This window comes from Planomonospora corallina (genome assembly GCF_042650625.1).
Lineage (GTDB): Bacteria > Actinomycetota > Actinomycetes > Streptosporangiales > Streptosporangiaceae > Planomonospora_B > Planomonospora_B corallina.
This window is the reverse complement of sequence record NZ_JBHSBM010000013.1, coordinates 182,708-207,334: the sequence shown is the minus strand read 5'-3', so window position 1 is coordinate 207,334 and position 24,627 is coordinate 182,708. Positions and strand designations below refer to the sequence as shown.

The following is a 24,627-nucleotide window of genomic DNA, read 5'->3' as shown; positions in this document are numbered from 1 at the left end:
GCTCCCGTGTCCCGGCGTGCGGGTCCTTCCTCTTCCCTCCAGAATGAGCGAGAGAGAGCATGGGAGACGGCAACGGAAGTGGTCCGAATGAGCACACACGGTGACGGAGACGAGGTTACGGTGACCGACGTGACAAGCGCGCTCGATTACTGGCCGGCTCCGCCTCCGTGGGGATGGACCGCGGACGACCTCGATCGTCTGCCGTCGGAGGGACCGAACGGCGAGCCCGACTTCTTCAAGCACGTCGAACTGATCGATGGAGTCCTCGTCTTCATGTCCCCCCAGAAGCGCTTCCACCAGCGCATGATCCGGAGCCTTACCGAAGCCCTCGGCGACCGGACTCCCGAGCAGATGGCGGCAGTGGATCAGATGGACGTCAAGCTCGGACACCGGATGCGGCCCTGCCCCGACGTGCTCGTCGTCGACGCGGCGGCGGCCGAAGACGACGAGCGCACCTGCTACACCCCCGGCGAGGTGCACCTCGTCGTCGAGGTCGTCTCCCCCGAGTCCGAGGACCGCGACCGCAAGACCAAGCCGTTCCGCTACGCCGAGGCGGGCATCCCCCACTTCTGGCGGGTCGAGAACAACGGCGGCAAGCCCGTCGTCTACGTCTACGAGCTCGACCCGGCCACCCGCGCCTACCGCCTCACCGGCATCCACCACGGCCGGCTGACCGTGCCCGTGCCGTTCCCGATCGACGTCGACCTGGACAAGCTGCCCCGGTAGAGCCGAACGCCCCGGAACGCCGGGCCGCACCCGCCTGCGACGGGCACGGCCCCGGCGGGACAGGGGTCAGGACGCCTGGGCGGCGGCCTTGGCGGCGAGCGGGAGGGCCTCGGCGATCCTGGTCAGGGCCTCGTCGTCGTGGGCCGCCGACAGGAACCACGCCTCGTAGGCCGACGGCGGCAGGTAGACGCCCTGCTCCAGCATCGCGTGGAAGAAGGCCCGGTAGGCGGCGGTGTCCTGCTTCTGGGCCCCGGCGAAGTCGGTGACCCGCTCGTCGGTGAAGAAGATCGAGAACAGGTTGCCCGCGCGCTGGAGCCGGTGCGGCACCCCGGCCGCGGCCAGCGCGTCGGCCGCGGCGCGGCCGACGACCAGGGCTGCGGCGTCGACCCGGTCGTAGACCTCGTCGTCGCAGGCGCGCAGGGTCGCCAGGCCCGCGGCGCAGGCCAGCGGGTTACCGGACAGGGTGCCGGCCTGGTAGACCGGCCCCTCGGGGGCGAGCTGGGCCATCACGTCGGCCCGGCCGCCGAACGCGGCGGCGGGCAGGCCGCCGCCCATGACCTTGCCGAAGGTCATCAGGTCGGCGTCCACCGGGTCGAGGCCGTACCAGCCGGCGTGCGAGACCCGGAAGCCGGTGAGCACCTCGTCGATGATCAGCAGGGCGCCGTGCGCGGTGCACAGCTCGCGGAGCGTGGTGTTGAAGCCCGCAAGCGGCGGCACGACGCCCATGTTCGCCGGGCACGCCTCGGTGATGACGCAGGCGATCTGGTCGCCGAAGGCGGCGAACGCCTCGGTCACCGCCTCCACCGAGTTGTACGGCAGGACCACGGTGTCGGCGGCCGAGGCGCCGGTCACGCCGGGGGTGTCGGGGAGCCCGAAGGTGACCAGGCCGGAGCCGGCCGAGGCGAGCAGCGCGTCCACGTGCCCGTGGTAGCAGCCGGCGAACTTCACGACCTTGGAGCGGCCGGTGAAGCCGCGGGCCAGCCGTACGGCGGACATGGTGGCCTCGGTGCCCGAGCTGACCAGGCGGACCTTCTCCACCGGGGCGATCCGCGCGACGATCTCCTCGGCGAGCTCGACCTCGCCGGGCGTCGCCGTACCGAAGGACGTGCCGCGCGCCAGGGCCTCGGTCAGCGCCTCCACCACGGCCGGGTGCCGGTGGCCGAGGATCATCGGCCCCCAGGAGCAGACCAGGTCGACGTAGCGGTTGCCGTCGACGTCGGTGATGTACGGCCCCTGCCCGGAGGCCATGAAGCGGGGCGTGCCGCCGACGGCGCCGAAGGCGCGGACCGGGGAGTTGACACCTCCCGGGACGATCTCACGTGCGCGGGCGAACAGGTCCTCGGAGTTATCGATGCGGCTCACCCGTTCAGGGTACGGGCCTGGCCGCACGGTTCCGCTGCCGGATCGACCGCCACCCCGACCGACGCCAACGCCGTTCCGTCGCCAACCCGACGAGACCCGCCACCAGTACGAGGGCCGAGACCACCCAGGAGTGCGGCACGTTCGGATCCAGTTTGGGAATCGCCCACGCCAGGACCTCTCCGTCGACCACACCGAACACGTAGACCGGCACCGCCGCGGCGAGGGGAAGGACCCACGCGAGCCGTCTTCCGAACACCCTCCCGGACAGGCAGGCGATACCGAGCCACCAGAACAGGTTGCGGACCGCCGCTGGAACCGCCTCGACCAGCCCGGCCAGTGACAGCCCGGCGACCAGCCCGGTCACGGAGATCAAGGTGAGCACCCCGAGCTGCCACAGGTCGATGTGGGGCATGCGCCGGGCGGCACCCGCCTCGAACTCCGCCATCGTGCTGTGCAGACTGACAACGGCGACGCAGGAGAACGGAATCGGGATCAGCACCGCGACCGGCACCGGAGTGAGAAGGTGCCCGAACGCCTGGGGGAAGGACAGGTCCGACCTCCCCCACAACCCCGCCGCTACGGAGAGCAGCACGAGTGCACCGATGGCCGGCCCCATCCGCCGGGACTCCGCGAACGAACGCGGTGCGTTGAAATCGTCAGCCATCACAACCCGCCCATGTCCGCTCGACCTGCTCTCTGATCCAGGCGAGCTGTTGCGCTCTCGGCTTGGCGAGCGCCACGTCCACGTCCCGAGCCACTTCGGGCGGGAGGAGGAAGGAATCATCGTCGCTGACGCTGCGCGCCCCCTTGGCCACCGCGGCGTGCCACACCCACACGCGCCCCCCGATGTCATACCTGGCCGCCATCGCGGCGTCGCTGGAGTCCGGGCACTTTCCTGAGGGCTGGAACCCGGAGAGAGCCATGCTGGTGGTGATCGCGTCGATCTCCGGCAACGCGGTGAAGTACGGATATCCGGCGCCGTCCGGCTTCAATCCCTCATCGTAGTAGACCTCGGGCAGAGCGACGGCTCCCCCTGCGGCATGGGAGATCCTCCGGACGGCCTCCAGCGCCGTTTCGAGGTAGGCACGGTTCTCGGGCCACAGACAGACCCTGGGCAGGTCCGGCCCCGGCGCGGCGCAGAGCGGCTCCCCCGGCGGCGTGCGGGCGATCTGGAGCGGACCTGACAGAACCACCCACGCCAGCAGCCCTGCCATGCCCACCGGCAACGCCGCCAGGCGTATCCGCGAGGCTCTCGGTCGGTTCCACAGGAACGGCAGCAGCACCGCCAGGCACACGACGGCTGCAGCGAGGACGGAACGCGCCAGCAGTACGCCGGAATTCAGCTCCAGGCGAGCCGGGCCGGTCACCACCGAGAAGTCGAACGGCGCATTCGTCGGCGTGAGGAACTGAACGACGATCACGGCCACCGCCACGACCGGAGCGGTGATCCGTGACGGCCGCAGACGGCCCGCCACGTATCCGCTCGCCACGCACACGGTCAGCGTCGTGAACACCAGCAACAGATAGGACGGCCACAGGAATCCCGGTCCCGCCGAGCCGGAAGCCGCCAGGACCGCCACCGCCGCAAAGACCAGAAGACCGGACCACGCGTAGACCAGGATCGCCAGAAGATGGGCGCTCTCAACCTGCCAGGGCCGGCGGGCGACGAGGAGCAACTGGTCCCGCATGCCGTACCGCACACCGCGCTGGGCCGACCAGGCGGCCATTCCCGCCAGAACCGCCGCGGCGAAATACGTCGCCGCGTTGGCCGCCATCACGCTCGCCTCGGGCCAGACCAGGTACCACCCCTGACCCCAGGCCGCCATCAACCCGCCGCCCAGAGCGAGCAGGAGAAGGAATGCCCACCTCGCAGACGATCGCCGAAGCTCCGTCCAGATCATCCAGCTCATACGCCTCCCACCTCCACCCATCGCTCCGGCGGGAAGCCCCGCACGCTGGACGATCCGCTCACGCCGTCACCGCCGACGCCCGGAGCACCGTCATGTAGCCCCGTTCCAGCGGGGTGTCTCCCCGCCCGCCGGGCACCGCGTGCTCAGCGAGTTGCCGTGGTGTGCCGGAGAAGACCACGGCGCCTTCGCGGATGACGTGGAGGGTGCCGCACGCCGCGGCGACGTCCTCCACCAGATGAGTGCTGAGAACCACCGCCGCATCCGCCGAGACCTCGCGGATGAGATCACGGAACTCCAGGCGCTGCTCAGGGTCCAGCCCCACCGTCGGCTCGTCCAACAGGACGAGCTTCACATCCCCCACGATGGCCTGGGCTATTCCCGCTCTGCGGAGCATGCCTCCAGAGAGCTCTTTCATCTTCCGGGATCGCATGCCTGCGAGTCCCACCTGATCCAGCGCCCGCAGAGTCGCCTTGCCCGCCGACCGGTCGGGCACCGACCGCAACCAGGCGCAGTATCGAACGAACTCGTACACCGAGAACCCGGGGTGGTAACCGAAATCCTGCGGCAGATACCCGATCGCCCGCCGGATCTCGCGTACGTCCGAATCCCGGCGCAACTCGCGGCCGAGGATCCGCAACGTTCCGGAGGCAGGGGGCGTCACCGTGGCGAGTGTGCGCAGAAGAGTCGTCTTGCCGGCTCCGTTCGGCCCCAGCAACCCGACGGCCCCCTGGGCGACCCTCATGGAAAGCCCCGAGATGACCTGGCGGGACCCGTATCCCTGCACCAGGTTCTCCGCCTCGAACACCACGCTCATCAACAACCTTCCCGAGCTGCTCACTCCGAGCGGGCAGACCCGCCCGAAAGAGCGGGCCTGCCTGCGGTGGACTAACGCGTCATTACGTCGATGTGAATCAGCAGGCTGTCGCAGGTGAACGATCGGCTGCTGGGGCTGGCGATCCAGCCGGTCCAGTAGTCGGCCTGCCAGTCGCAGTCCCACACGCCCTGCCACTTACCGGTTCCCCTGCAGTCGACCTTGCCGTAGGTCTTGCCCTCGTACTTGCTGCAGGTCGGCATGGCCGATGCCGGGCCGGCCGTCAGTGCCACCGCGGCGCTCGCGGTGACCAACACGCCGGCGAGACCGGCGGCGGCCCGCTTCAGACCGTCACGCATACGTCGTATCCTCTCTTCGGTGGAGCACGCTCCACAGCCGATGTGCCCGTGCCATCCGAGAATTGCTTTCCGACTCCTCTCGGATGGCCTGGCCATCATTACGAGGCTCTGTTGCGCTCGTTGTTGCACCTGCGTGGCAGCCATCCGGACACGCGCTTCCCGGTGTCCGGACACGGACCGACCGGCGTACTCCCACCTGTCGAGCACCGGCTCACCGGTGGGACCCCCGGCCTTCGACGTTCCCCAGGCGGAGGATCTCCTCCAGATCATCGTCCAGCATGGCCTGCTGCAGCCTCTGCACTCTGCATCCCGGTTCCATTCCGGCGGCGGCGACAAGCCGGTTCCGCAGATTCTGGAACTCACCAAGCGCCTCGGCCCGGCGCCCTGCGAGGTACAGTGAGGCCATCAGCTGCTCCCACAGCCCTTCATTCAGCGGATGACCGGCCAGGATTCGCCTGACAGCCGCCGCGGCCTCGTGGTAGCGCTCCTGTGCCATCACCGCGCGGACCCATGAGGTGACCGCCAGCATCCTCAGCTCCGCGAGCCGGAACCTCTCTGCTTCCAGAACCGGGGAATCGTGGATTCCGGTGAACCCCGGACCACTCCAGAGCGTCAGAGCGCGCGCCAACTCCCTCTCGGCCTCGTCCGCTCTCCCTTCCGCCAGCTTCTCCCGGCCGGCATGGAGCAGACATTCGAACATCGCGCAGTCCACCTCCTCGGCATCGGCGTCGAGCAGGTAACCACCACAACGGGTCAGCAGAGCGCCATCGGGAAGGATCCGCCGCAATTTCATGACGTGGCGCCTCACCAGGCTTTCCGCGCTCTCCGGAGGAACGGTCCAACATTCACCGATCATCCGGTTCGCCGTGACGACCTCACTGCGATGTGTCAACAACAATCCCAGGACGACCCGCCCTCGGCCCTGTGCGACCGTTCTCCATGACTCACCCCGGCGGACCTCCATCGGCCCGAGAACACGGAATCTGATCGGATCACTCACAGAACCCCCACAAACCGCAAACGAACTCTCCACAAAGGAGATATCTTTACACAAGTCGGGAGATTCTGTGGAGTTATTCGAGTCCATATCCGGGCCGCCCCACACGGCCGGAAGCGATTCATTGATCCGACCTGTCGACTCTGCGAACACCGCAATAGTCAAGGAATGCAGATGTGGGATGGACCACACCGCTCCGGGTTCAATGAGCCTGTTCGTTACGGCGGTCGCGGATCAGGATCGCGAGGGCGGGTGATCACCGGAGGGCACCTGCGGACATGAGGCCGGCCACCAGCATCATGATCGTTCGCGGGAACGAATCCAGACACGGTGACCGCATCGATCACCGTGGCGCACGAGCACCGGCCGGCCTGCTCCGAAGACCTGATGGACCATCGCCGACCGCTCCCCCACATGGAGACGACCCGGCCGACCTGTCGGAACACCATCCCGGCGAGACCGACCTCCCCCAAGGGCGTCAACCGCCGGTCCCTCACCGTGCGGTCGAACGGACCCCGGACGTCGGGCAGCGGCCTGTCATCCGCGGTGGAACGGGGTGACGGCAACCCTCGGTCACGAGCGCGGGAGCCGGAGTGCGGGGGCCGACGTGCACGAGACCGGAACGGTCACTCGCAGACGTCGGCGAGCCGGTCGAGCACGCGGAGCGGGTCGGGCAGCGGGCGGCCGTCCGGGGGCCGCAGCCACGCGGCGGTCCCGCCGCCCGGCAGCGTGGAGGGCGGGGCGAGGACGTAGCTGTCGCGGCAGTGCCAGCGCAGGCCGGGCATCTCCTCGATGCTCGAGGGCCCGTAGTCGAGCGGGCAGGACCACCACTCGTCCTCGTCCTCGGAGACGTTGCGGGTGGCCACATAAAACAGCACCCGGCCGCCGTTCTCGGCGACCGGGCCCGGTGCGTAGCCTGCGGAGTCCATGGCGGCGAGCGCCGCGAGCCCCGCCTCGCGGGGTACGTCGAAGACGTCGAAGGTCCGTCCCGTGGGCAGGACCACGTTCGCCTCGGGGTCGACGCTCCACCAGTGGGAGAGCAGGGCGGCCTCGGTGGTGGCCTGCATCTGCCAGGCACGCGAGAGCGGGTGGCTGCCCTGGTCGGGACAGCCGACGCGGTCACAGGAGCAGGCGCGCGGCCCGTCCTGGAGCGGGCGGGCTCCCGGGCAGCTCGCCCAGCCCAGAGCGGCGTACTCCAGCACGGAGTCGATCATCTTCTGTTTCGGATGACCCCGCCGCTTACCCCGGCGAGCCAGTGATACCCCCACGATCGTGTCCTCCGTTGTCCGCGGCCCCACGCCATCCCGGATGCGACGACATATCCACATTCTCGTTCATGAAGGACGGCATTCAGCAGGGTCTACGCCACCTGGGACACATCCGCACCGGTTCTTGAACTTTAACGCACCCGATTCACAGCTCAGCGGCGAATCCCCGGTCCCGGACATGTGCGAAGCGTCTCACCGCGACGCCCTCTCGCCGCGACCTAGCTGCGACCTCGCCGCGACGCGCGGCATCGCAGTCGGCACGACGTCACAACCGGTGGGCCACCTCGGTCGCCCAGTAGGTGAGGATCATGTCGGCTCCGGCGCGGTGGATCGCGACCAGCGACTCCATGATCGCCCGATCCCGGTCGATCCAGCCGTTCGCCGCGGCGGCCTCGATCATGGCGTACTCCCCGCTGACCTGGTAGGCCGCGACCGGCACGTCCACCGCGTCGCGCACCTGGCGCAGGATGTCGAGGTAGGCCAGGGCGGGCTTGACCATCACCGCGTCGGCGCCCTCGGCGAGGTCCAGCCGGACCTCGCGCAGGGCCTCGCCGACCGGGCCCGCCGGGTCCTGCTGGTAGGCGTTGCGGTCGCCGAACTGCGGCGCGCACTCGGCCGCGTCCCGGAACGGGCCGTAGAACGCCGAGGCGTACTTGGCGGAGTAGGCCAGGATCGGGACCTGCTCGAACCCGGCGCCGTCCAGCGCCGCCCGGATGGCGGCGACCTGGCCGTCCATCATCCCGCTGGGCGCGATGACCTGCGAACCCGCCCGTGCCTGGGCCACCGCGGCGGCCGCGTAGCGCTCCAGGGTCGCGTCGTTGTCGACCTCCCCGCCGGGGGTGAGGATGCCGCAGTGCCCGTGGTCGGTGAACTCGTCCAGGCAGGTGTCGGTCATGACGACCATCTGGTCGCCGAGGTCGGAGACCAGGTCGCCGAGGGCCTTCTGGACGATGCCCTCCGGGTCGTCGGCGGCCGAGCCGCGGGCGTCCTTCACCGCGGGGATCCCGAACAGGATCAGCCCGCCGACGCCCGCCTCGGCCGCCTCGTGGGCCGTCTTGCGCAGCGAGTCGCGGGTGTGCTGGAACACTCCCGGCATCGAGCCGATGGGCTGCGGTTCGTCGATGCCCTCCTTGACGAACAGCGGCAGGACCAGGTCGGCCGGGTGCAGCCGGGTGCCGGCGACCAGCCGGCGCATCGCCGTCGTACGGCGGAGCCGGCGCGGGCGCGCGGCAGGGAACTGGGCGGTCATGTCTCCCCCTCCCCCCGGCCACGGGGTGTCACCGGCCGGAGGACGATATTCGGTTGGCCCGCCGCCTCGGCGGCGGTGCCGCGGACGCCCCGTTCCGGGGTGTCCGCGGCGGTCTCGGGTCGGGCGAGCCGTACGGGTCAGGGCTCACGTGCTCACTTGCGGCGGCGGGCGCCGCGCCGGTTCTGGGAGGGCCTGCGGGGGACCTCGCCGGCGGCCAGGGCCGCCTGCCTCAGTTTCGCACCGTACTCCGCCAGTCCGGCCGCCAGGGCCGAAACCGACGCCGTGTCGGCCATCACGTCGACCCTCAGGCCGAACTCCTCGGCCGTCTTGGCGGTCTGCGGGCCGATCACCGCGATGACGGTGACGTTGTGCGGCTTGCCGGCGATCCCGACCAGGTTGCGCACCGTGCTGGAGGAGGTGAACAGGACCGCGTCGAAGCCGCCGCCCTTGATGGCCTCCCGGATCGGGGCGGGGGGCGGAGCCGCCCGCACGGTCCGGTAGGCGGTGACGTCGTCGCACTCCCAGCCGAGCTCCGTCAGGCCCGCCACCAGCGTCTCGGTGGCGATGTCGGCGCGGGGCAGCAGCACCCGGTTGATCGGGTCGAGCATGGAGTCGTACGGCGGCCACTCGGCCACCAGGCCCTCCGACGACTGCTCGCCCGAGGGCGTCAGGTCCGGCTTGACGCCGAACTCCACCAGGGCCCTCGCGGTGGCCTCGCCCACCGCGGCGACCTTCAGCCCGGCGAAGGCCCGGGCGTCCAGCCCGTACTCCTCGAACTTCTCGCGGACCGCCTTGACCGCGTTCGCGCTGGTGAACGCCACCCACTCGTAGCGCCCGGTGACCAGGCCCTTGATCGCCCGGTCCATCTGCTGCGGGGTCCGGGGCGGCTCGACCGAGATCGTCGGCACCTCCTCGGGCACCGCGCCGTAGGAGCGCAGCTGCTCGACCAGCCCGGCGGACTGCTCCTTGGTCCGGGGGACGAGCACCCGCCAGCCGAACAGCGGCTTGGTCTCGAACCACGAGAGCCGCTCGCGCATGCCGACCGCGTCGCCGACCACGATCAGCCCCGGCTCGGTCATCCCGGCGTGCTTGAGGTCGGGCGCCATCCGCCCGAGGGTGGTCGCCACGGTGTACTGCTCCGTGGTGGTGCCCGCGCTGCTGATCGCGACCGGCGTCGAGTCGGGACGTCCCGCGGCGATCAGGGCCTTGCCGATCGCCACGGCCTCGGTGATCCCGTTGTAGATCACCAGCGTGCCGGGGCACGCCGCGTGCGGAGCCCAGTCGTCGACCCTGGTGGCGTCCACGACCCGGAACTCGGGCACCGCGGCGGCCGCCGGGATGCCCGCGTAGGTGAGCACCGCCGTCGCCGGGGTCACGCCCGGCACGATCTCGAAGTCCACCTCCGCCCCGGCGCAGGCCGCGACCTCCTCGGTGACCGAGGAGAAGAAGAGCGGGTCACCCGCGCAGAGCCGGACGACGTGCCGGCCGGCCTTCGCCTCCGCGACGGCCCTGCCGGCGGCGTCCTCCTGCGCGGTGTCGACGACCTCCACGCCCTCGCGGCAGTGGCGCAGCAGCGGGCCGTACTCCTCCTCGTCGAGCACGACGACGTCGGCTCGGGAGAGCAGCTCCGCTCCGCGCAGCGTGAGCAGTCCCTCGTCACCGGGTCCGGCGCCCACGAAGGCGACGAAACCGGCCGGGTGTCCGAAGGTGGTGCTTGCGGAGCTCAATGCGGCTGCTCCCCCATCAATGTGCCGGCCCCTTCTGCGATCATCCCGGCCGCGAGGTCGCGCCCGAGATCCCATGCCGCCGAAGACGGTCCGGAGGTGGACTTGCGCACCGCGTGCCCGCCGTCGATGGCGACGACGGCCGCGGTCAGGTTCAGATCGTGCCCGCTGACGGCCGAGTACGCACCCACCGGAGCGGCGCACCCCGCCTCCAGCGCGTTCAGCACCGCCCGCTCGGCGGTCACGGCGGCGCGCGTGACGGCGTCGTCGAGCACGCCCAGCAGTTCGATCAGGTCGGTCCGGTCGGCCCGGACCTCCACGGCCAGCGCGCCCTGCCCGGGCGCGGGAAGCATCTCGTCGACCTCGAAGAGCTGGGCGATCTCGGACTCCCGGCCCAGCCGCCGGAGCCCTGCCGCGGCCAGGACGACGCCCTGCAGCTCGCCGGAGGTGACCTTGCCGATCCGGGTCTCGCCGTTGCCCCGGATCGGGACGCACTCGATGTCCGGCCGGAGCATGCGCAGCTGCGCGATCCGGCGCGGCGACCCCGTCCCGACCTTCGAGCCGGGCGGCAGGTCGGCGAGCTTCGCCCCGGCGACCAGGGCGTCCCGGTGGTCGTCGCGCGGCGGGATCGCGGCGAGGGCGATACGCGGGTCGGGCGTCGTGGGCAGGTCCTTGAGCGAGTGGACCGCGAAGTCGACCTCGCCCTCGATCAGCTTGTCGCGCAGCGCGCTGACGAAGACGCCGGTCCCGCCCATCTGCGCCAGGTCGCCCTTGGTCACGTCACCGTAGGTGGTGACGCCGACCATCTCCACGGCCCGGCCGGTCAGCTCGGTGAAACGGGCCGCGACCAGCCCGGACTGCGTCGTCGCCATGAGGCTCCGACGCGTCCCCATCCTCAGGGGCCCCGTCATCGGTCCACCTCCATGTCGATCGTCTCGACGCGCCTGACCGCGTCGGGCACCTTCGGGTCCAGGTTGAACAGCTCACGCAGAGCTTCCGCATAATGATCGCCCGCCGGGGACTCGGCGAGCTGCTTGACACGCACGGTGGGCTCGTGGAGCAGCTTGTCGACCACCCGCCTGACCGTCTGCGCGACCTCATCGCGGAGACGGCCCTCGATCTCCGGGACCCGGGAGACCAGCCGCCCCAGCTCCGCCTCGACCACGCCGGCCGCCTTGCTCCGCAGCGCCACCACGGTCGGTGTCACCCGGGCGGCCCGCTCGGCCGACAGGTAGGCCGCCACCTCCTCCGAGACTATCCCGCGCACGGCGGCGACCGCCTCGGCCCGGCCGCCGTCGTCGACGCCGGCGATCTCGCCGTTCTGCATGGACTCCAGGTCGGCGAGCGTGACGCCGGGCAGCCGCCGCACGGCGGGGTCCACGTCGTGGGGGAGGGCCAGGTCCAGCAGGAACATCGTGCGGGGCGTCACCATGCCGGCGGTGATGACCACGTCGGTGGCGCCGGTGCAGGAGATGACCAGGTCGGCCCCGGCGAGCTCCGCGGCCAGCTCGCCGAACTCCGCCGCCCGCCCGCCGACCGTCTCGGCCAGCCGGAGCGCGCGCTCGTGGGTGCGGTTGACCACCACGATGTCGGTGACGCCCTCCCGCCGGAGGGTCGCGGCCGACAGCGAGCTCATCGAGCCGGCGCCGACCACCAGGGCCCGCCGGCCCTGGAGCGGGCCGAGGGCCCGCTCGGCCAGGCGCAGGCCCACGCCGACGAGGGAGGCGCCCGCGCGGTCGATGCCCGTCTCCGCGTGGGACCGCTTCCCGACGCGGAGCGCCTGCTGGACGAGCTCGTTGAGCGTCGCGCCGAGCGTGCCCTGCTCCTGGGCGAGCCTGAGCGCCTGGCGGACCTGGCCGAGGATCTGCCCCTCGCCGATGACCATGGAGTCGAGGCCCGCCGCGACCGAGAACAGGTGCTCGACGGCCCGGTCCTCGTAGTGCACGTACAGGTGCGGGGCGAGCTGCTCCATGGGAACGCCCGAGTGCACGCTGAGCAGCGCGGAGACCTCGCTCACCACGGCGTGGAACCGGTCCACGACCGCGTAGACCTCGACCCGGTTGCAGGTCGAGACGATCATCGCCTCCGCGACGCAGGCGTTCTGCTCGACGTCGTGGAGAAGCTTGGTCAGCGCGTCCCCGGAGACGGACACCCGCTCCAGGAGGGCCACGGGCGCCGTGCGGTGGCTCATGCCGACGACAAGAACGCTCATGAACGGCTCCTTCGCCCCGCCCGCAGGCCCGCGGGCACGCCGCGGGGCCCGGAGCGCCTCCGTGCTCCGCGGTTCTCCGTCGTCATCTGTGAGTTCACAGGTCCACCGCCTCGGGCCATTCCTCCGCCATAGCGGCTCCCCCAGTCATGCGATCCATCTTGCGCTGCTCGTGGAACGCGAGGATCTGCAGTTCGATCGACAGGTCGACCTTACGGATGTCGACCCCTTCAGGCACGGACAGCACGACGGGGGCGAAGTTCAGAATGCTGGTGACGCCCGCGGCGACGACCCGGTCGGCCACCTGCTGCGCCGCCGTCGCCGGTGTCGCGAGCACCACGATCGACACTCCCCGCTGCCGTATCACGGTCTCCAGCTCGTCGATGTGCTCAACGTTCAGCCCCGCGATGTGGTCGCCCACCACGTCGGGGTCGGCGTCGAGGAGCGCCGCGATCCGGAACCCGCGCGAGACGAAACCGCCGTAATTGGCCAGCGCCCGTCCGAGGTTGCCCACACCGACGATGGCCACGGCCCAGTCCTGGGTCAGGCCCAGCTCGCGGGAGATCTGGTAGATGAGGTACTCGACGTCGTAGCCGACCCCGCGCGTGCCGTACGAGCCCAGGTGCGACAGGTCCTTGCGGAGCTTGGCGGAGTTCACTCCGGCGGCGTGCGCGAGGTCCTCCGAGCTCACGGTCGCCAGCCCCCGCTCGGACATGCCGTTGAGCGCACGCAGATACAGCGGCAGTCGGGCGACGGTCGCCTCGGGAATGCCACGCTCACGAGGCTGGGACAGTCGGCGGATCACGTGCCGGAGCTCCAGAGGGACAGGCGGCCGGCGCGGCCCGGACGCGACGGATGACGAGATGAGGCCACTGTCATCCAGGTTAGTCCCTTTGTGAACCGGTGCACAAAGCGGGTGGAGCCGTTGTGGCCAAGGCGACAGTGTTCATCGCGGATCGGCTAGCGTGGCGGCATGGCACCGCAGGACCACCGCATCACCCTGCTGGGCAAGCCCGGCTGCCACCTGTGCGACGACGCGCGCGCCGTGATCGAGCGGGTCGCGACGGAGCTGGGCGTCCCGTGGGAGGAGCGCGACATCACCGCCTCCGCCGAGGACCACGCGAAGTACTGGGAGATGATCCCGGTCACCCTCATCGACGGCGTCCAGCACGACTTCTGGCGCGTCGACGAGCGCCGCCTGCGCGCCGCGCTCGGCGCCTGACCGCCGGCGCGGTGCCGGGTCAGATCCTGAAGGCGGTCGGCAGCGGGATCACCTTCGCCGCGTTCACGTTGAGCTCGATGACGTTGGTGGCGAGCACCATGCTCTGCCGCTGGGCGACGAACCGCTCCACGTGGGGCCGGCTCTGGTGCTCGGCGTAGGCGACCTCGTCGCGGTAGAGCTCGTAGATGATGCGCTGGAGCGGCGCGGACTTCACCGAGTGGCAGGCGTAGATCAGCGTGTCGGGCTCGCTGCCCCGGACCGCCTCGACCGTCTCCTCGGCCAGCCGGTCGAACGCCTCGCCGGTCCCGTCGATCAGGGTGAACACGGTCAGCAGGCCGTAGATGCTCGGTGAGAGCCGGACGGGCTCGCCCGCACCCGCCGGCGCGCCGGGGGCCGCCCCCGAACGGCCGGAGGCCGCCGGGGCTCCGAACGCCTCCTCGGCGGACATCGGGCGGCGGCTGCCGAAGGCCTCCTCCGCCGGCATGGGACGCGAGGCCCGGCTCCGGGCCTCCGGGGAGGGGTCGGGCAGGCCGTACTCGTTGAGCGGGATGTCGTACTCGCCCGTGGACGGGCCGCCGGGTGCGGCGAACTCGCCCGTGGACGGGCCGCCGGAGGACCCCATGCCGAACTGGCCGGTCCTCGGGGGCGGCTGGGTGAAGTCGTGCTCCCCGGTGGACCGGCCCGGGACCGGCATGCCGTACTCACCGGCCATGAACACGCCGGTGGCGGGGCCGCCGAACGGATCGTGCGCGGGTGCCGGATCGCCGGTGGCCGGGCCCTGCCCGCGCATGCGCGCCGCGTAGTCGACCTCCTGCTCGCCCGCGCGGTACTCGGCGACGAGGTCGCCGAGACCGGAGCGGCGCGGGGTCCGGCCGGGCGCGCCGGCCTGCCCGGGCTCCGTGCGGCGGCCCGCGACCGGGACGTCCCCCGGCATCGGACGGCGGCTCGGCCGGTCCTCCCAGTCGTCCTCGAAGTCGTCGTCGTCCTCCTCCTCGTAGGGGGCGAGGGGACGGAGCACGGTGTACCAGACGGCGGCGGCGACCAGCAGGTGCAGCACCACGAGGAGGGGGCCGGGGGCCTCGAGGGCGGAGCCTCCGACGAGCGCCAGCCCGGTGGGGGCCAGGACGCCGAGCGCGTGCATGTTGTCGGTGTCGTAGTCGTCCCCGTCACGCCGCCAGCGCAGGACCGCCAGCACGAGGCCGACGACCAGGACCACCGCCACGAACGCCTGGACGGCCATCAGCACGTAGGCGGGCGGGGGGTTCCAGTGGGCGGCGGCGGCCGGCAGGGACTTGGTGAGCTTCTCCGTCTGCCGGACCGGGTCCACCAGGAGGATCACCAGCCCCACGGCGGTGAGACCCGCCCCCGGCAGCCAGGAGCCGAACCTGGCGGCACCCCTGCGCGCCAGGAGCTGGATCACGCCGACCGCCAGCCAGAGCGGCGCCAGGAGGGATCCGGTCAGCTGGTAAATCCGGAATGTCACAGTCCCGAAGCCCAGGAAGTGACCGAGCGCCATCACTCCCAGTGACACGCACAACGCCGCCGTCGCGACGCCCCAGGCGATCAGCCACCCCTTGGGTTCGCTCCGGAGCCGGTTGACGAGAGCACCTGTGGCGATGGCCGCGAGCAGGGCTCCGGCGAACGCGATGACAGCGACGAGGACTTCCATGGTGTCTCCAATGCTGCCGGACATTACCCTCCAACCGGTAGCCGGGACTGCGACCGACTCCGCGGACCGGTCTTCGCGAACACCGGCACCACACCGTATACGCCACTACCGCCTGTAACGGCGGCGCAAAGCGGATTGTGGAATTTCCCGATGATTCCTAGAGTGGGCGGGCACGCCGCACCCTTTCTCCCCAGGGATACCGGATGCCAGACACGTGGCCGTTGGCCAGGCCCCTCCCGGCCGTCACCGGGGTGGCCCCGCCAGCCCGCAGCAATGATCTCGCCTCGCGCGAGGACGCGTCAGAAGAACTGAGAAGACTCGTCCTGCGCGCCAAGACAGGAGACACAGAGGCGTTCGGCACGCTCTACGACCGCTATCTGGACCTGGTCTACCGGTACATCTATCTCCGGGTCGGATCCCACCCGCTCGCCGAGGATCTCACGAGCGAGACCTTCCTCCGCGCGCTTCGCCGAATCGCCGACTTCACTTGGCAGGGGCGTGACTTCGGGGCCTGGCTCGTGACCATCGCCAGGAATCTCGTGACCGACCATTTCAAGTCGGGCCGCTACCGGCTCGAGGTCACCACGGCCGAGGTCTTCGAGACCCCGCTCGACGGCCCGCACATCCCCGAGAACGCCGTCGTCGCCGCCATGGTCAACGACCGGGTGCTCCGCGCGGTCCGCGCCCTCCGCCCCGAGCAGCAGGAGTGCGTGGTCCTGCGCTTCCTGCACGGCATGTCCCTGGCCGAGACCGCCCTCATCATGGGCAAGAAGAGCGGCGCCATCAAGGCTCTGCAGTTCCGCGCGATCCGGGCGCTCGCCCGCGCGCTCCCGGCGGACCTCGGCTGAGCCTTCCCATGGCGGCGGCGGATCCCGCGACCGGAGATCACGACGGCCGCGTAACCCGTGTGCCAGGCCGTCGTTAGGCAGGTGAACCGATGGGTCATCTTCCGGGGGCGGCAGGGAGCATTCATGGGTAGGTGGCGGTCCGGACTCTCACGGAGATCGCGGACGCACGCCCGGCACCGCGTGGCGGAACTCGGCACGCGGCTGGAAGGCGCCCCCCGGCCGGAGTTCCGGGCCGAGCTCCGCGAGCGCCTCGTGAACGCCTCCCCGGCCGGGGACCTCTCCGGCGACGTCTCCGGCGGACGGGTCCCGGCGCGGCACAGGGCCCCGCGCGCAAGGCCGGTGCTGCTCCCCCGGCTGCTGAGCGCCGCCCTGGCCGTCTGCATGGTGGGCACGGGCCTGGCCATCTACCGGTCGGTGCCCGGCGACGTGTTCTACCCGCTCAAACGCGCCGCCGAGAACACCCTGCTCCAGTTGAGCACCGACGAGGCGGAGCGGGCCGACCGCAGCCTGCAGTCCGCCTCCACCCGCGCCGACGAGGTCGAGGAGCTGCTCGGCTCCGCCGCGCGGGACGAGAGCGCGCTGGTCGGCCAGGCCCTGGAGGCCATGGAGGACACCACCCGCTCCGCGGTCACCTCACTGACCCGGGTACGGCGCAGCGACAAGGAGGACGCCGCGGAGGTCACCGGGCACCTCCAGCGTTTCGTCCGCAAGCAGCGCAACCGGATCGAGGGCATGCTGCCCAAGATGGACGAGGAGAACCAGCGCCGGGCGAACGGGTACCTCAACTACATCGAAGGCCTGGCGCCGCCCGGATGACGGGCGGGTGAAACGTGGCCCTCCGGCCCGGCGTACACCGGTCGCGGCATCCCGCACCGGTTAGGCTGAGGTGTTATGAAGCGGCTGATACGACGGCGGAGTGCGGCTGAGCGGGCCGGGGAGGTGGCGGCCGCGGCGGCCGTCGCGCTGCCGATGGCCGAACCCGACCCGACCGCCGCCGCTTTCTTCGACGTCGACAACACCATGATGCGCGGCGCCTCGATCTACCACTTCGCCCGCGGTCTGGCCTCCCGGGGCCTGTTCACCACGCGCGACCTGCTCAGGTTCGCGCTCGGCCAGGCGGTGTTCCGCGTCCGCGGCGACGAGAACCCCGAGCACATCGCCGAGGCCAGGGAGACCGCGCTGGCCTTCGTGGCGGGCAGCCGGGTGGAGGACATCGTCCGCCTCGGCGAGGAGATCTACGACGAGTCCATGGCCGACCGCATCTGGCCCGGCACCCGCGCCCTCGCCCAGAGCCATCTGGACGCCGGCCAGCGCGTCTGGCTGGTCACCGCCACCCCGATCGAGCTCGCCCGGGTGATCGCCCAGCGGCTCGGCCTCACCGGCGCCCTCGGGACCGTCTCCGAGACGGTGGACGGCGTCTACACCGGCCGCCTGGTCGGCGACCTGCTCCACGGCCCCGCCAAGGCGGAGGCCGTACGGGCGCTGGCCCGCAGGGAGGGCCTCGACCTGGACCGCTGCTTCGCCTACAGCGACTCGGCCAACGACCTGCCGCTGCTCTCCCTGGTCGGCCAGCCCGTGGCGATCAACCCCGACTCCGAGCTGCGTGACCACGCCCGGGAGAACAAGTGGGAGATCAAGGACTTCCGCACCGGCCGTAAGGCCACGATGGTCGGCCTGCCGATCGCGGCCGGGGCCGGGGCCGTGGCGGGCGGCGTCGCCGCCGCCATCGCCCTGCGCCGTCACTACCGCTCGGTCTGACCCACGCGGCCCGCCCGGCCCACGCGCCCTGAACCGTGCGATCCGGCCTGACCCGTGCAGCCCACACGCCCTGACGCGCGTGATCCGGCCCGACCCGTGCGGTCCCGCATCCGCCCTGCCGGCCCGTTACCGTCCCGCCGCGCGTTCCAGAGCCCGGTCGAAGAGCCCGGCCAGGGCCGCGTTCACCGTCCCGGCGCGCTCCAGGCCGATCATGTGACCGGCGCCGGGCACGATCTGCAGCCGGGCGCCGGGCACGGCCTCGGCGATGCGGTGGCTGTGGACCTTCGGCGTCAGGCGGTCGCGCGCGCCGACCATGACGAGGGTCTCCACCGAGCCGAGCGCGGCCAGTGCCCTGTGCTTGTCGTGGACCCGGAAGTCGTTGAAGAACCCGACCATGACCTCGGTCGGCGTGGAGGCGGCCATCTCGTTGACGAACCGCACATGCTCCCGGCGCGCGCCGGGGCCGAAGGCGACGTAGCGGGTCACCGGCAGGTTGGTGCGCGTCTTGAGCGCGACGTTGCGGTCGACGAGGGCCGCGCGGGCGTGCAGGCGCTCGAACACGATCGGGGTGACGACCGGGGCGAGCCTGCCGACCGGGCCGGGGAGCCCGAACGTGCTCTCTCCCAGCCGCCCCGACGACGTGCTGAGCAGCGCCGCCCCCACCACCCGGGAGGCCAGCAGTCCCGGGTGGCGCTCGGCGAAGGCCATGATCGTCATTCCGCCCATGGAGTGCCCGACCAGCACCACCGGGAGCCCCTCCGGCACGGCCTCGGTGATCACCGCGGCCAGGTCGTCGCCGAGCCGGTCGATCGTGCAGGCGTCGAACGCCCCCGCCGAGGAGCCGCCGTGTCCCCGCTGGTCGTAGAAGACGAGGGTGGCCCGGCCGGCGAAGGCCTCCCGCTGGAAGTGCCAGCAGTGCCGGTTCATCGTCCAGCCGTGCGCGAAGACCACCGCGAACTTCGCGTCCTCCGCCTCCTCGACGTCCACCGCGAGCTGGACGCCGTCGTCGACGGTGACCGTGACCGGCCGTCCCCGGTGCCCGCCGAGGGCCGCGCCCGCCTGCCCGCCCCTGCGCCGCCCGGCGATCCCCAGGGCCACCCCCACGGCCAGTCCGGCGAGTGCGGCCTTCGTCGCGGTACGGCGTGCGGCCATGGCTCCTCCCAATGTTCGGAAGCTCGATGCTGAGCACACGATATCGGGCAAAAGCCCCATCTGTTAGACGTCATGCCTAATAAAAATCGCCGCCGGTTCACCTCCCGGACACACGGAAACGCTCCAGGAGCGGCCGCGGGCACGGCCGGGGGACGGAGAGGGCGGCGCAGGGGGCTGCAGGGGCCCGGGGATCAGAAGAAGGGCGGGAACGCGTGGCCCCGCCGGAGCCGGAGCTCGTCCAGCTGCTGCTGGATGACCTCGCGCACGTGGTCGGTGAGGTTGAAGACCAGCATCGGGTCGTCCGCGTCGGCCGGATCGTACTCGTCCGTGCGGATGGGCTCACCGAAGCCGATCATCCACTTGGACGGGAGCGGGACCAGCCCCAGCGGGCCGAGCCACGGGAACAGCGGGGTGACCGGCAGGTACGGCAGGCCGAGCGCCCTGGCGAGGAGGCGCAGGTCGCCGATCTTCGGGTAGATCTCCTCGGCCCCCACGATCGCGCAGGGCACGATCGGGACCCCGGCCCTGATCGCCGAGGCGACGAACCCGCCCCGGCCGAAACGCTGCAGCCGGTACCGCTCGGAGAACGGCTTGCCGACGCCCTTGAAGCCCTCGGGGAAGACCCCCACCAGCTCGCCCTTGCGCAGGAGCCGGTCGGCGTCCTGGCGGCAGGCCAGGGTGTGGCCTGTCTTGCGGGACAGGTGACCGAGGAGCGGGAGCTGGTAGACCAGGTCCGCGCCGAGCAGCCGGACCGGCCGCCGGTCGGGGTGGTCGTCGTGCAGGGCGACCTGGAGCATGAGCGCGTCGACCGGGATGGTGCCCGAGTGGTTGGCCACGATCAGGGCCCCGCAGTCGCCTGGAACGTTCTCGATGCCGACCGTCTCGACCCGGAACCAGTGGCGGTAGAGCGGGCGGATCAGCTCCAGCAGCACCTTGTCGGTCAACTCGGGATCGAAGCCGAACTCGTCGACCTCGTACTGCCCGGTGAGGCGGCGGCGCAGGAACGCCAGGAAGGCGGCCAGGCGGTCGTCGTCGCGGCCGTCCCCGGTCCAGGGGTCACCGTGTCCCTCACCGTGTCCCTCATCGCGGCCCTGGCCGGGGGTGCCACCGGAGGTCCCGCCCGGGGCCCCATCTGGGGGCCCGCCGGGGGTGTCCGTCCCGTCGCCGCCGGAGCCCGCCGGCCCGTGCCCGGCACGGGCCCGGGAGATCGGGATCACCTGCGCCTCGTGGGGTTCTCCGGCCCGGCCCGCCCTCGCGCTCATCTCACCACCATATGAGAGAGGGCGTCCACCACGGCGCCGGGCAGCCCGCCGAGCGGGCCCTTGGCGCGGAGGAAGTCCTCGAAGGCCGCGCCCGTGGAGAACTTGGGCTTCCAGCCCAGGGCCGCGGCCAGCCGGGTGGTGTCCACCACGCGGCCGTGGCACATGAGCCGGAGCTGCTCCGGAGAGAAGTTCACCAGTCCAGCGCTCCGGGCGACCTCGCCCAGCAGCTGGAAGGCCGGGGAGGGGACCGGCACCGGGAGCAGACCGGCCCGCCGCAGGCACTGCGAGAGCAGGAGCACCCCGTCCCCGGCCACGTTGAACGTCCCGGGGTGGTCCTCCATGGCCGTCCGGCGCAGCACCTCGACCGCGTCGTCCTCGTGGACGAACTGCAGCCGGGGGTCGAAGCCGAGCACCGTCGGCAGCACCGGTTGGGAGAAGTAGCGGGTCAACGGCGAGTCGACGCCCGGGCCCATGAAGTTGGCGAACCGGAGCGTCGACACGGTCACGTCACGGCGCCGCCGGGCGAAGCCGCGGACGTACCCCTCGACCTCGGCGGCGTCCTTGGCGTATCCGTGGCCGGGAGGCTCGGCGGGCTCGGCGTCCTCGGTGAAGACGGCCGGGTCCCGGGGGGACGAGCCGTACACGGCGGTGGTCGAGCGCACGACGACGCGGCGGACCGTCGCGGACCGCTGGCAGGCACCGAGCAGCTGCATGGTGCCGATGACGTTGTGCTCCTTCATCAGGGCACGGCCGCCGCTCCTCGGGGGAACGCTCACCAGGCCCACGTGGACCACGGTGTCGATGTCGGCGGCCGCGATCACCCTGGCGATGTCGGGGCTGCGCAGGTCGACCCGGACGAACTCCGTCCTGCCGAGTGGTACGCCGCCATCACGTGAGAGCGAGGGCGGCGGCACCGTGTCCACTCCGATGACCCGGCCGATGTCCGGGTCGGCAGCGAGAACGCTCGCCACCCGGGCGCCGATGTGGCGCGAGACCCCGGTGACGAGCACGGTGTGGGTCATCGACGCCTCGCAGGTCCGCGTTGCTACTTCTTGTTGCGCCGCTGGATGCGGGTCTTCTTCAGAAGCTTGCGATGCTTCTTCTTCGCCATGCGCTTACGGCGCTTCTTGATCACAGAGCCCACGGGACCCCCAGTAGCTGGTAGCCGAGATTTCAAACCGGTGCGCGATCGCACACCGGGTCAACAGACTACCGGCGATCCGCGGTGGATCGCCCGCAGGCCCCGGGGTCCCGGGCACTCGAACTCACGGCGCGACGGGCGCGCCGCTACCTCGGCGAGGCGCGGGCCCGCCCGCCGCCGGCCTCATCCGCCGGGAACGGGCCCGTGGTCGCTTCAACCCGCCTCGATGTACGCGTCCTTGAGATAGTCGTGAACCGCCTGCTCCGGCACTCTGAAGGACCGGCCGACCCGGATGGCCGGCAACTCCCCAGAGTGGACCAGTCGGTACACGGTCATCTTGGACACCCTCATGACCGTGGCCACCTCCGCCACGGTCAGGAACTTCACCTCACTGAGAGGTCTTTCGCCTGCACCCATCGGACGCCTCTTCCGCACGTGTTTCCGGGTTATCCCCACTGGTGCCATCGCTCACGCACGTCTACTGCCGTCAGCGTAAGTCGGGACTCCGAACACGCAAACCCCCTAGTTTCCCAGTGTCGGTAGCCCAATGTCAGCGGAACAGAGAAACTTGCTGGCCAGCGGCCGGTCCGCCCCCCTCGCCAAGATCTTGGAACGGGCCAGCCTTCTCTCATAAGAGTCGCCCACAAAGCCCAAAAAGTTGGCAAAGGGGCGGCGAGCCGCCCGGAATGCAGGCGTGAAAAGCCAGTATAGGGACGGCCGCATCCATGCCACCCCCGCCTCAGAGAGCGCTCGTGACCCTCTCGACGAGGTGCCGGGTCAGCGGAGCGTAATGGCGCGGCAACACGTTGTCGTCGAGCGGTACGGTGACCGCGATCTTGCCCTCCGCCTCGCCCACGAAGAGGGCGGGGTCGTTGCTGTCGGCGAAACCCACGGTGAGGATGCCCGCCTCCCCCGCGGCTCCCGCCCAGCCGTGGTCGGCGATCACCAGGTCCGGGCGGTCCTCCCCGAGCTCGGCGAGCATGGCCTCCATCGGGGCCGGGTCGTGGGTGTGGACGAAGGCGCCGCGGTCGTCCAGCATGGCGACGTCGTCGAGATAGCGGATCTTGCGTCTGCGCCCGAAGCCGGAGCCCACGTAGGACCAGTCCTCGGCGGGGGTCAGCAGGTGCGCCCCGCACTCGCGCGCCAGCCTGGCCAGCGCCAGGTGGACGGTGAGCAGCCCCGTGGGGTGGCCGGTCGCCACCAGGATCCGCGGACCGCCGGTCGCGAGCACTCCGGCGATCACGTCGCCCATCTCCTCGACGGCGGCGAGCGTGCGCTCCGGATCGATGGTGTCGGCGCCCTCGCGGTGCGCCGGATCGGCCACGACGCCGGCGGACTTGGCCATCAGCTCCAGCACGTCCCGGTAGGTCCAGCCCTCGTCGAAGGTCAGCCCGAACAGGTGGTACGGGTCCCGGTTGGCCAGGGAGCGGTAGTGGTCGAGGTTGTTCTCCCGGCTGGTCGCCACGTCGCCGGCGATCCGGGTGCGGACCAGGTGGTCGAGGAGCTCGGCACGGGACATGCGGGGGACGGCCCCGCCGGAGGCGCCGCCGGGGGCATCGTGGAGGGCGCCGCGGGGGGCTCGATCGGGGGCCCCGCCGGGAGCCTCGCGGCGCGGGTGGTTCGGCTCGGGTGCTGCGGTCACGGGATCGGGTCCAGTCCGTGGAAGGGGAACACGGCGTTCCTGGTCGCCAGGATCGCCCGGTCGACCGGGTCTGCTGGGTCATAACCGGTGGACAGGTCGGTGAATTCCGGCTTCCTGCCGTCCGTCATCCTCAGCGGCGGCGTCTCACCGGTCCGCTCCCGCACCAGCTGCCGCCACGCCGGCGGAGTGGCGGTGAACGGGTCCAGCGGGCGGCCGGACACCTCGGCCAGCAGGTGGGTCCAGGCCCTGGGCACCACCTGCACCAGCTCGTATCCCCCGCCGCCGGTCACGACCCACCGGCCGCCCGCGGTCTCGTGCGCCAGCTCGTGCAGGGCGGCGTAGGCGGCACGCTGCCCGTCCAGGCTGAGCATCAGGTGGGCCAGCGGGTCCAGCGCGTGGCTGTCGCAGCCGTGCTGGGTGACGAGGACGTCGGGGGCGAACTCCCGCAGCAGCGGCGGCACCACCCCATGGAAGGCTCGCAGCCAGCCGCCGTCCCCGCAGCCGGCCGGGAGCGCCACGTTCACCGCGGTGCCCTCCGCCCCGCGCTCGTCGGGGAAGCCTGTGCCCGGGAAGAGCGTGCGGGGGCTCTCGTGGAGGCTGATGGTCAGCACCCGGGGGTCGTCGTAGAACAGGGCCTGGACCCCGTCCCCGTGGTGGACGTCCACGTCCACGTAGGCGACCCGGGAGGCGCCCTGCTCCAGCAGCCATGCGATGGCCACCGCCGGGTCGTTGTAGACGCAGAAGCCGCTGGCGGTGCCCGCCATCGCGTGGTGGAGCCCGCCCGCGACGTTCGCCGCGTGCTCGGCCTCGCCCGTCCAGACCGCGCGGGCCGCCGCGAGCGTGGCGCCGGCGATGAGCGCGGAGGCCTCGTGCACCCCGGCGAAGGCGGGGTTGTCCTCGGTGCCCAGCCCGGCGGAGCGGTCGGGCGCGCCGGTCTCCGAGACCCGCCTGACGGCCTCGATGTAGTCGCGCCGGTGGACCAGGGCCAGCTCGTCGTCCGTGGCGGGCGCGCAGCCGGCCAGCTCGACGGCGTCGAGCACGCCCAGCTCCCGGGCCAGCGCCATGGTGAGTTCGACCCGGACGGGCGCCATCGGGTGCCCGGGCCCGAAGTCGTAGGCGGTGAGCGCGTCCTCCCACACGACCCGCACCGACCGGCTCATCCGCACCCTCTCCTCGGCTCGTTCCTCGGGCGACGTCGGCGACGCCGACGATGTCGGCGATGTCGGCGATGATGTGGGCGACGTTACAGTACGGCCTCCGCCCCGTCGCTTCCCCGGGGCGGGCCGGACAGCGGGAACCGGCGACATGTCCGCTCTGT

At 71.5% G+C, this 24,627-nt stretch carries 25 protein-coding genes; 5 read left to right on the top strand and 20 right to left on the bottom strand.

The genetic code is table 11. From position 1 onward, the window contains the following. Positions 1 to 129: 129 nt before the first annotated feature. Positions 130 to 726 (top strand): Uma2 family endonuclease, encoded by a 597-nt coding sequence (locus ACFOWE_RS10235; RefSeq protein ID WP_377286979.1) that lies wholly within the window; start codon positions 130 to 132, stop codon positions 724 to 726. A gap of 66 nt (positions 727 to 792) precedes the next feature. Here the strand turns inward: ACFOWE_RS10235 and hemL are convergent, their stop codons facing one another. From hemL to ACFOWE_RS10175, 12 genes are all read right to left on the bottom strand, one after another. Then, entirely contained in the window at positions 793 to 2,079 is a 1,287-nt protein-coding gene (gene hemL / locus ACFOWE_RS10230; RefSeq protein ID WP_377287128.1) for a glutamate-1-semialdehyde 2,1-aminomutase, read from the bottom strand. A gap of 13 nt (positions 2,080 to 2,092) precedes the next feature. After that, positions 2,093 to 2,680 carry a hypothetical protein gene (locus ACFOWE_RS10225; protein ID WP_377286978.1) on the bottom strand — a complete coding sequence of 196 codons (588 nt, stop codon included), beginning with the start codon at positions 2,678 to 2,680 and terminating at the stop codon, positions 2,093 to 2,095. Positions 2,681 to 2,744: 64 nt separating this feature from the next. After that, positions 2,745 to 3,998 (bottom strand): hypothetical protein, encoded by a 1,254-nt coding sequence (locus tag ACFOWE_RS10220; protein ID WP_377286977.1) that lies wholly within the window; start codon positions 3,996 to 3,998, stop codon positions 2,745 to 2,747. A 58-nt stretch (positions 3,999 to 4,056) separates the two neighbouring features. Then, a complete protein-coding gene (locus tag ACFOWE_RS10215) occupies positions 4,057 to 4,812 on the bottom strand; it encodes an ATP-binding cassette domain-containing protein (RefSeq protein ID WP_377286976.1) in 756 nt (251 codons plus the stop codon). Between the two features lie 71 nt (positions 4,813 to 4,883). After that, positions 4,884 to 5,168: a hypothetical protein gene (locus ACFOWE_RS10210; RefSeq protein ID WP_377286975.1), complete on the bottom strand. Its 285-nt coding sequence runs from the start codon at positions 5,166 to 5,168 to the stop codon at positions 4,884 to 4,886. Positions 5,169 to 5,379: 211 nt separating this feature from the next. Beyond that, positions 5,380 to 6,318, bottom strand: a complete 939-nt coding sequence (locus ACFOWE_RS10205; RefSeq protein WP_377286974.1) for an AfsR/SARP family transcriptional regulator — start codon at positions 6,316 to 6,318, stop codon at positions 5,380 to 5,382. Positions 6,319 to 6,791: 473 nt separating this feature from the next. After that, positions 6,792 to 7,379: a bifunctional DNA primase/polymerase gene (locus tag ACFOWE_RS10200; RefSeq protein WP_377286973.1), complete on the bottom strand. Its 588-nt coding sequence runs from the start codon at positions 7,377 to 7,379 to the stop codon at positions 6,792 to 6,794. A gap of 319 nt (positions 7,380 to 7,698) precedes the next feature. Continuing rightward, the gene (gene hemB / locus ACFOWE_RS10195) at positions 7,699 to 8,682 is read right to left on the bottom strand and encodes a porphobilinogen synthase (protein ID WP_377286972.1); all 984 of its coding nucleotides are present in this window, start codon (positions 8,680 to 8,682) and stop codon (positions 7,699 to 7,701) included. Between the two features lie 152 nt (positions 8,683 to 8,834). Then, positions 8,835 to 10,409, bottom strand: a complete 1,575-nt coding sequence (locus ACFOWE_RS10190; protein ID WP_377286971.1) for a bifunctional uroporphyrinogen-III C-methyltransferase/uroporphyrinogen-III synthase — start codon at positions 10,407 to 10,409, stop codon at positions 8,835 to 8,837. Further along, on the bottom strand, positions 10,406 to 11,317 hold the full coding sequence (gene hemC / locus ACFOWE_RS10185) for a hydroxymethylbilane synthase (protein WP_377286970.1): 912 nt from the start codon (positions 11,315 to 11,317) through the stop codon (positions 10,406 to 10,408). The genes ACFOWE_RS10190 and hemC overlap by 4 nt, the downstream gene beginning before the upstream one ends. Next, positions 11,314 to 12,618, bottom strand: a complete 1,305-nt coding sequence (locus tag ACFOWE_RS10180) for a glutamyl-tRNA reductase (protein WP_377286969.1) — start codon at positions 12,616 to 12,618, stop codon at positions 11,314 to 11,316. Before ACFOWE_RS10180 ends, hemC begins: the two co-directional genes overlap by 4 nt. Before the next feature lie 94 nt (positions 12,619 to 12,712). Beyond that, a complete protein-coding gene (locus ACFOWE_RS10175; RefSeq protein WP_377286968.1) occupies positions 12,713 to 13,420 on the bottom strand; it encodes a redox-sensing transcriptional repressor Rex in 708 nt (235 codons plus the stop codon). Positions 13,421 to 13,588: 168 nt separating this feature from the next. Here ACFOWE_RS10175 and ACFOWE_RS10170 point away from each other — a divergent pair, with 168 nt between their 5' ends. Further along, positions 13,589 to 13,837 carry a glutaredoxin family protein gene (locus ACFOWE_RS10170; RefSeq protein ID WP_377286967.1) on the top strand — a complete coding sequence of 83 codons (249 nt, stop codon included), beginning with the start codon at positions 13,589 to 13,591 and terminating at the stop codon, positions 13,835 to 13,837. A gap of 19 nt (positions 13,838 to 13,856) precedes the next feature. Here ACFOWE_RS10170 and ACFOWE_RS10165 read toward each other — a convergent pair whose 3' ends face one another. Then, on the bottom strand, positions 13,857 to 15,506 hold the full coding sequence (locus tag ACFOWE_RS10165) for an antibiotic biosynthesis monooxygenase (protein ID WP_377286965.1): 1,650 nt from the start codon (positions 15,504 to 15,506) through the stop codon (positions 13,857 to 13,859). 203 nt (positions 15,507 to 15,709) lie between these two features. On the opposite strand from ACFOWE_RS10165, the gene ACFOWE_RS10160 reads away from it, so the two are divergent. The 3 genes from ACFOWE_RS10160 to ACFOWE_RS10150 all read left to right on the top strand — a co-directional run bounded on the left by ACFOWE_RS10160 (position 15,710) and on the right by ACFOWE_RS10150 (position 18,112). Beyond that, on the top strand, positions 15,710 to 16,354 hold the full coding sequence (locus ACFOWE_RS10160; protein WP_377286964.1) for a sigma-70 family RNA polymerase sigma factor: 645 nt from the start codon (positions 15,710 to 15,712) through the stop codon (positions 16,352 to 16,354). A gap of 123 nt (positions 16,355 to 16,477) precedes the next feature. Further along, positions 16,478 to 17,170: a DUF5667 domain-containing protein gene (locus ACFOWE_RS10155; RefSeq protein WP_377286963.1), complete on the top strand. Its 693-nt coding sequence runs from the start codon at positions 16,478 to 16,480 to the stop codon at positions 17,168 to 17,170. 75 nt (positions 17,171 to 17,245) lie between these two features. Next, the gene (locus ACFOWE_RS10150) at positions 17,246 to 18,112 is read left to right on the top strand and encodes an HAD family hydrolase (protein WP_377286962.1); all 867 of its coding nucleotides are present in this window, start codon (positions 17,246 to 17,248) and stop codon (positions 18,110 to 18,112) included. A 126-nt stretch (positions 18,113 to 18,238) separates the two neighbouring features. Here the strand turns inward: ACFOWE_RS10150 and ACFOWE_RS10145 are convergent, their stop codons facing one another. The 7 genes from ACFOWE_RS10145 to ACFOWE_RS10115 form a co-directional block, all read right to left on the bottom strand. Continuing rightward, positions 18,239 to 19,264: an alpha/beta fold hydrolase gene (locus ACFOWE_RS10145; RefSeq protein ID WP_377286961.1), complete on the bottom strand. Its 1,026-nt coding sequence runs from the start codon at positions 19,262 to 19,264 to the stop codon at positions 18,239 to 18,241. A gap of 191 nt (positions 19,265 to 19,455) precedes the next feature. Then, positions 19,456 to 20,526, bottom strand: coding sequence for a lysophospholipid acyltransferase family protein (locus ACFOWE_RS10140; RefSeq protein WP_377286959.1), 1,071 nt, complete (start codon positions 20,524 to 20,526; stop codon positions 19,456 to 19,458). Beyond that, positions 20,523 to 21,548: an NAD-dependent epimerase/dehydratase family protein gene (locus ACFOWE_RS10135; RefSeq protein ID WP_377286958.1), complete on the bottom strand. Its 1,026-nt coding sequence runs from the start codon at positions 21,546 to 21,548 to the stop codon at positions 20,523 to 20,525. Before ACFOWE_RS10135 ends, ACFOWE_RS10140 begins: the two co-directional genes overlap by 4 nt. A 23-nt stretch (positions 21,549 to 21,571) precedes the next feature. Then, positions 21,572 to 21,670 (bottom strand): 30S ribosomal protein bS22, encoded by a 99-nt coding sequence (locus ACFOWE_RS10130; RefSeq protein WP_018654693.1) that lies wholly within the window; start codon positions 21,668 to 21,670, stop codon positions 21,572 to 21,574. A 210-nt stretch (positions 21,671 to 21,880) separates the two neighbouring features. Then, complete coding sequence (locus ACFOWE_RS10125) at positions 21,881 to 22,084, bottom strand: helix-turn-helix domain-containing protein (RefSeq protein ID WP_377286956.1); 204 nt, start codon at positions 22,082 to 22,084, stop codon at positions 21,881 to 21,883. A 322-nt stretch (positions 22,085 to 22,406) separates the two neighbouring features. Beyond that, a complete protein-coding gene (locus tag ACFOWE_RS10120; protein WP_377287127.1) occupies positions 22,407 to 23,186 on the bottom strand; it encodes a phosphatase in 780 nt (259 codons plus the stop codon). Positions 23,187 to 23,305: 119 nt separating this feature from the next. Next, the gene (locus ACFOWE_RS10115) at positions 23,306 to 24,469 is read right to left on the bottom strand and encodes an acetoin utilization protein AcuC (RefSeq protein WP_377286955.1); all 1,164 of its coding nucleotides are present in this window, start codon (positions 24,467 to 24,469) and stop codon (positions 23,306 to 23,308) included. Positions 24,470 to 24,627 lie beyond the last annotated feature (158 nt).

Bases quoted from the DNA above. Each gene is read 5' to 3' on its own strand.
- ACFOWE_RS10220 (WP_377286977.1), bottom strand. From the start codon at position 3,998: ATGAGCTGGATGATCTGGACGGAGCTTCGGCGATCGTCTGCGAGGTGG.
- ACFOWE_RS10215 (WP_377286976.1), bottom strand. From the start codon at position 4,812: ATGAGCGTGGTGTTCGAGGCGGAGAACCTGGTGCAGGGATACGGGTCC.
- ACFOWE_RS10210 (WP_377286975.1), bottom strand. From the start codon at position 5,168: ATGCGTGACGGTCTGAAGCGGGCCGCCGCCGGTCTCGCCGGCGTGTTG.
- ACFOWE_RS10200 (WP_377286973.1), bottom strand. From the start codon at position 7,379: ATGATCGACTCCGTGCTGGAGTACGCCGCTCTGGGCTGGGCGAGCTGC.
- hemB (WP_377286972.1), bottom strand. From the start codon at position 8,682: ATGACCGCCCAGTTCCCTGCCGCGCGCCCGCGCCGGCTCCGCCGTACG.
- hemC (WP_377286970.1), bottom strand. From the start codon at position 11,317: ATGACGGGGCCCCTGAGGATGGGGACGCGTCGGAGCCTCATGGCGACG.
- ACFOWE_RS10180 (WP_377286969.1), bottom strand. From the start codon at position 12,618: ATGAGCGTTCTTGTCGTCGGCATGAGCCACCGCACGGCGCCCGTGGCC.
- ACFOWE_RS10170 (WP_377286967.1), top strand. From the start codon at position 13,589: ATGGCACCGCAGGACCACCGCATCACCCTGCTGGGCAAGCCCGGCTGC.
- ACFOWE_RS10165 (WP_377286965.1), bottom strand. From the start codon at position 15,506: ATGGAAGTCCTCGTCGCTGTCATCGCGTTCGCCGGAGCCCTGCTCGCG.
- ACFOWE_RS10160 (WP_377286964.1), top strand. From the start codon at position 15,710: ATGCCAGACACGTGGCCGTTGGCCAGGCCCCTCCCGGCCGTCACCGGG.
- ACFOWE_RS10155 (WP_377286963.1), top strand. From the start codon at position 16,478: ATGGGTAGGTGGCGGTCCGGACTCTCACGGAGATCGCGGACGCACGCC.
- ACFOWE_RS10150 (WP_377286962.1), top strand. From the start codon at position 17,246: ATGAAGCGGCTGATACGACGGCGGAGTGCGGCTGAGCGGGCCGGGGAG.
- ACFOWE_RS10145 (WP_377286961.1), bottom strand. From the start codon at position 19,264: ATGGCCGCACGCCGTACCGCGACGAAGGCCGCACTCGCCGGACTGGCC.
- ACFOWE_RS10140 (WP_377286959.1), bottom strand. From the start codon at position 20,526: ATGAGCGCGAGGGCGGGCCGGGCCGGAGAACCCCACGAGGCGCAGGTG.
- ACFOWE_RS10135 (WP_377286958.1), bottom strand. From the start codon at position 21,548: ATGACCCACACCGTGCTCGTCACCGGGGTCTCGCGCCACATCGGCGCC.
- ACFOWE_RS10125 (WP_377286956.1), bottom strand. From the start codon at position 22,084: ATGGGTGCAGGCGAAAGACCTCTCAGTGAGGTGAAGTTCCTGACCGTG.
- ACFOWE_RS10120 (WP_377287127.1), bottom strand. From the start codon at position 23,186: ATGTCCCGTGCCGAGCTCCTCGACCACCTGGTCCGCACCCGGATCGCC.
- ACFOWE_RS10115 (WP_377286955.1), bottom strand. From the start codon at position 24,469: ATGAGCCGGTCGGTGCGGGTCGTGTGGGAGGACGCGCTCACCGCCTAC.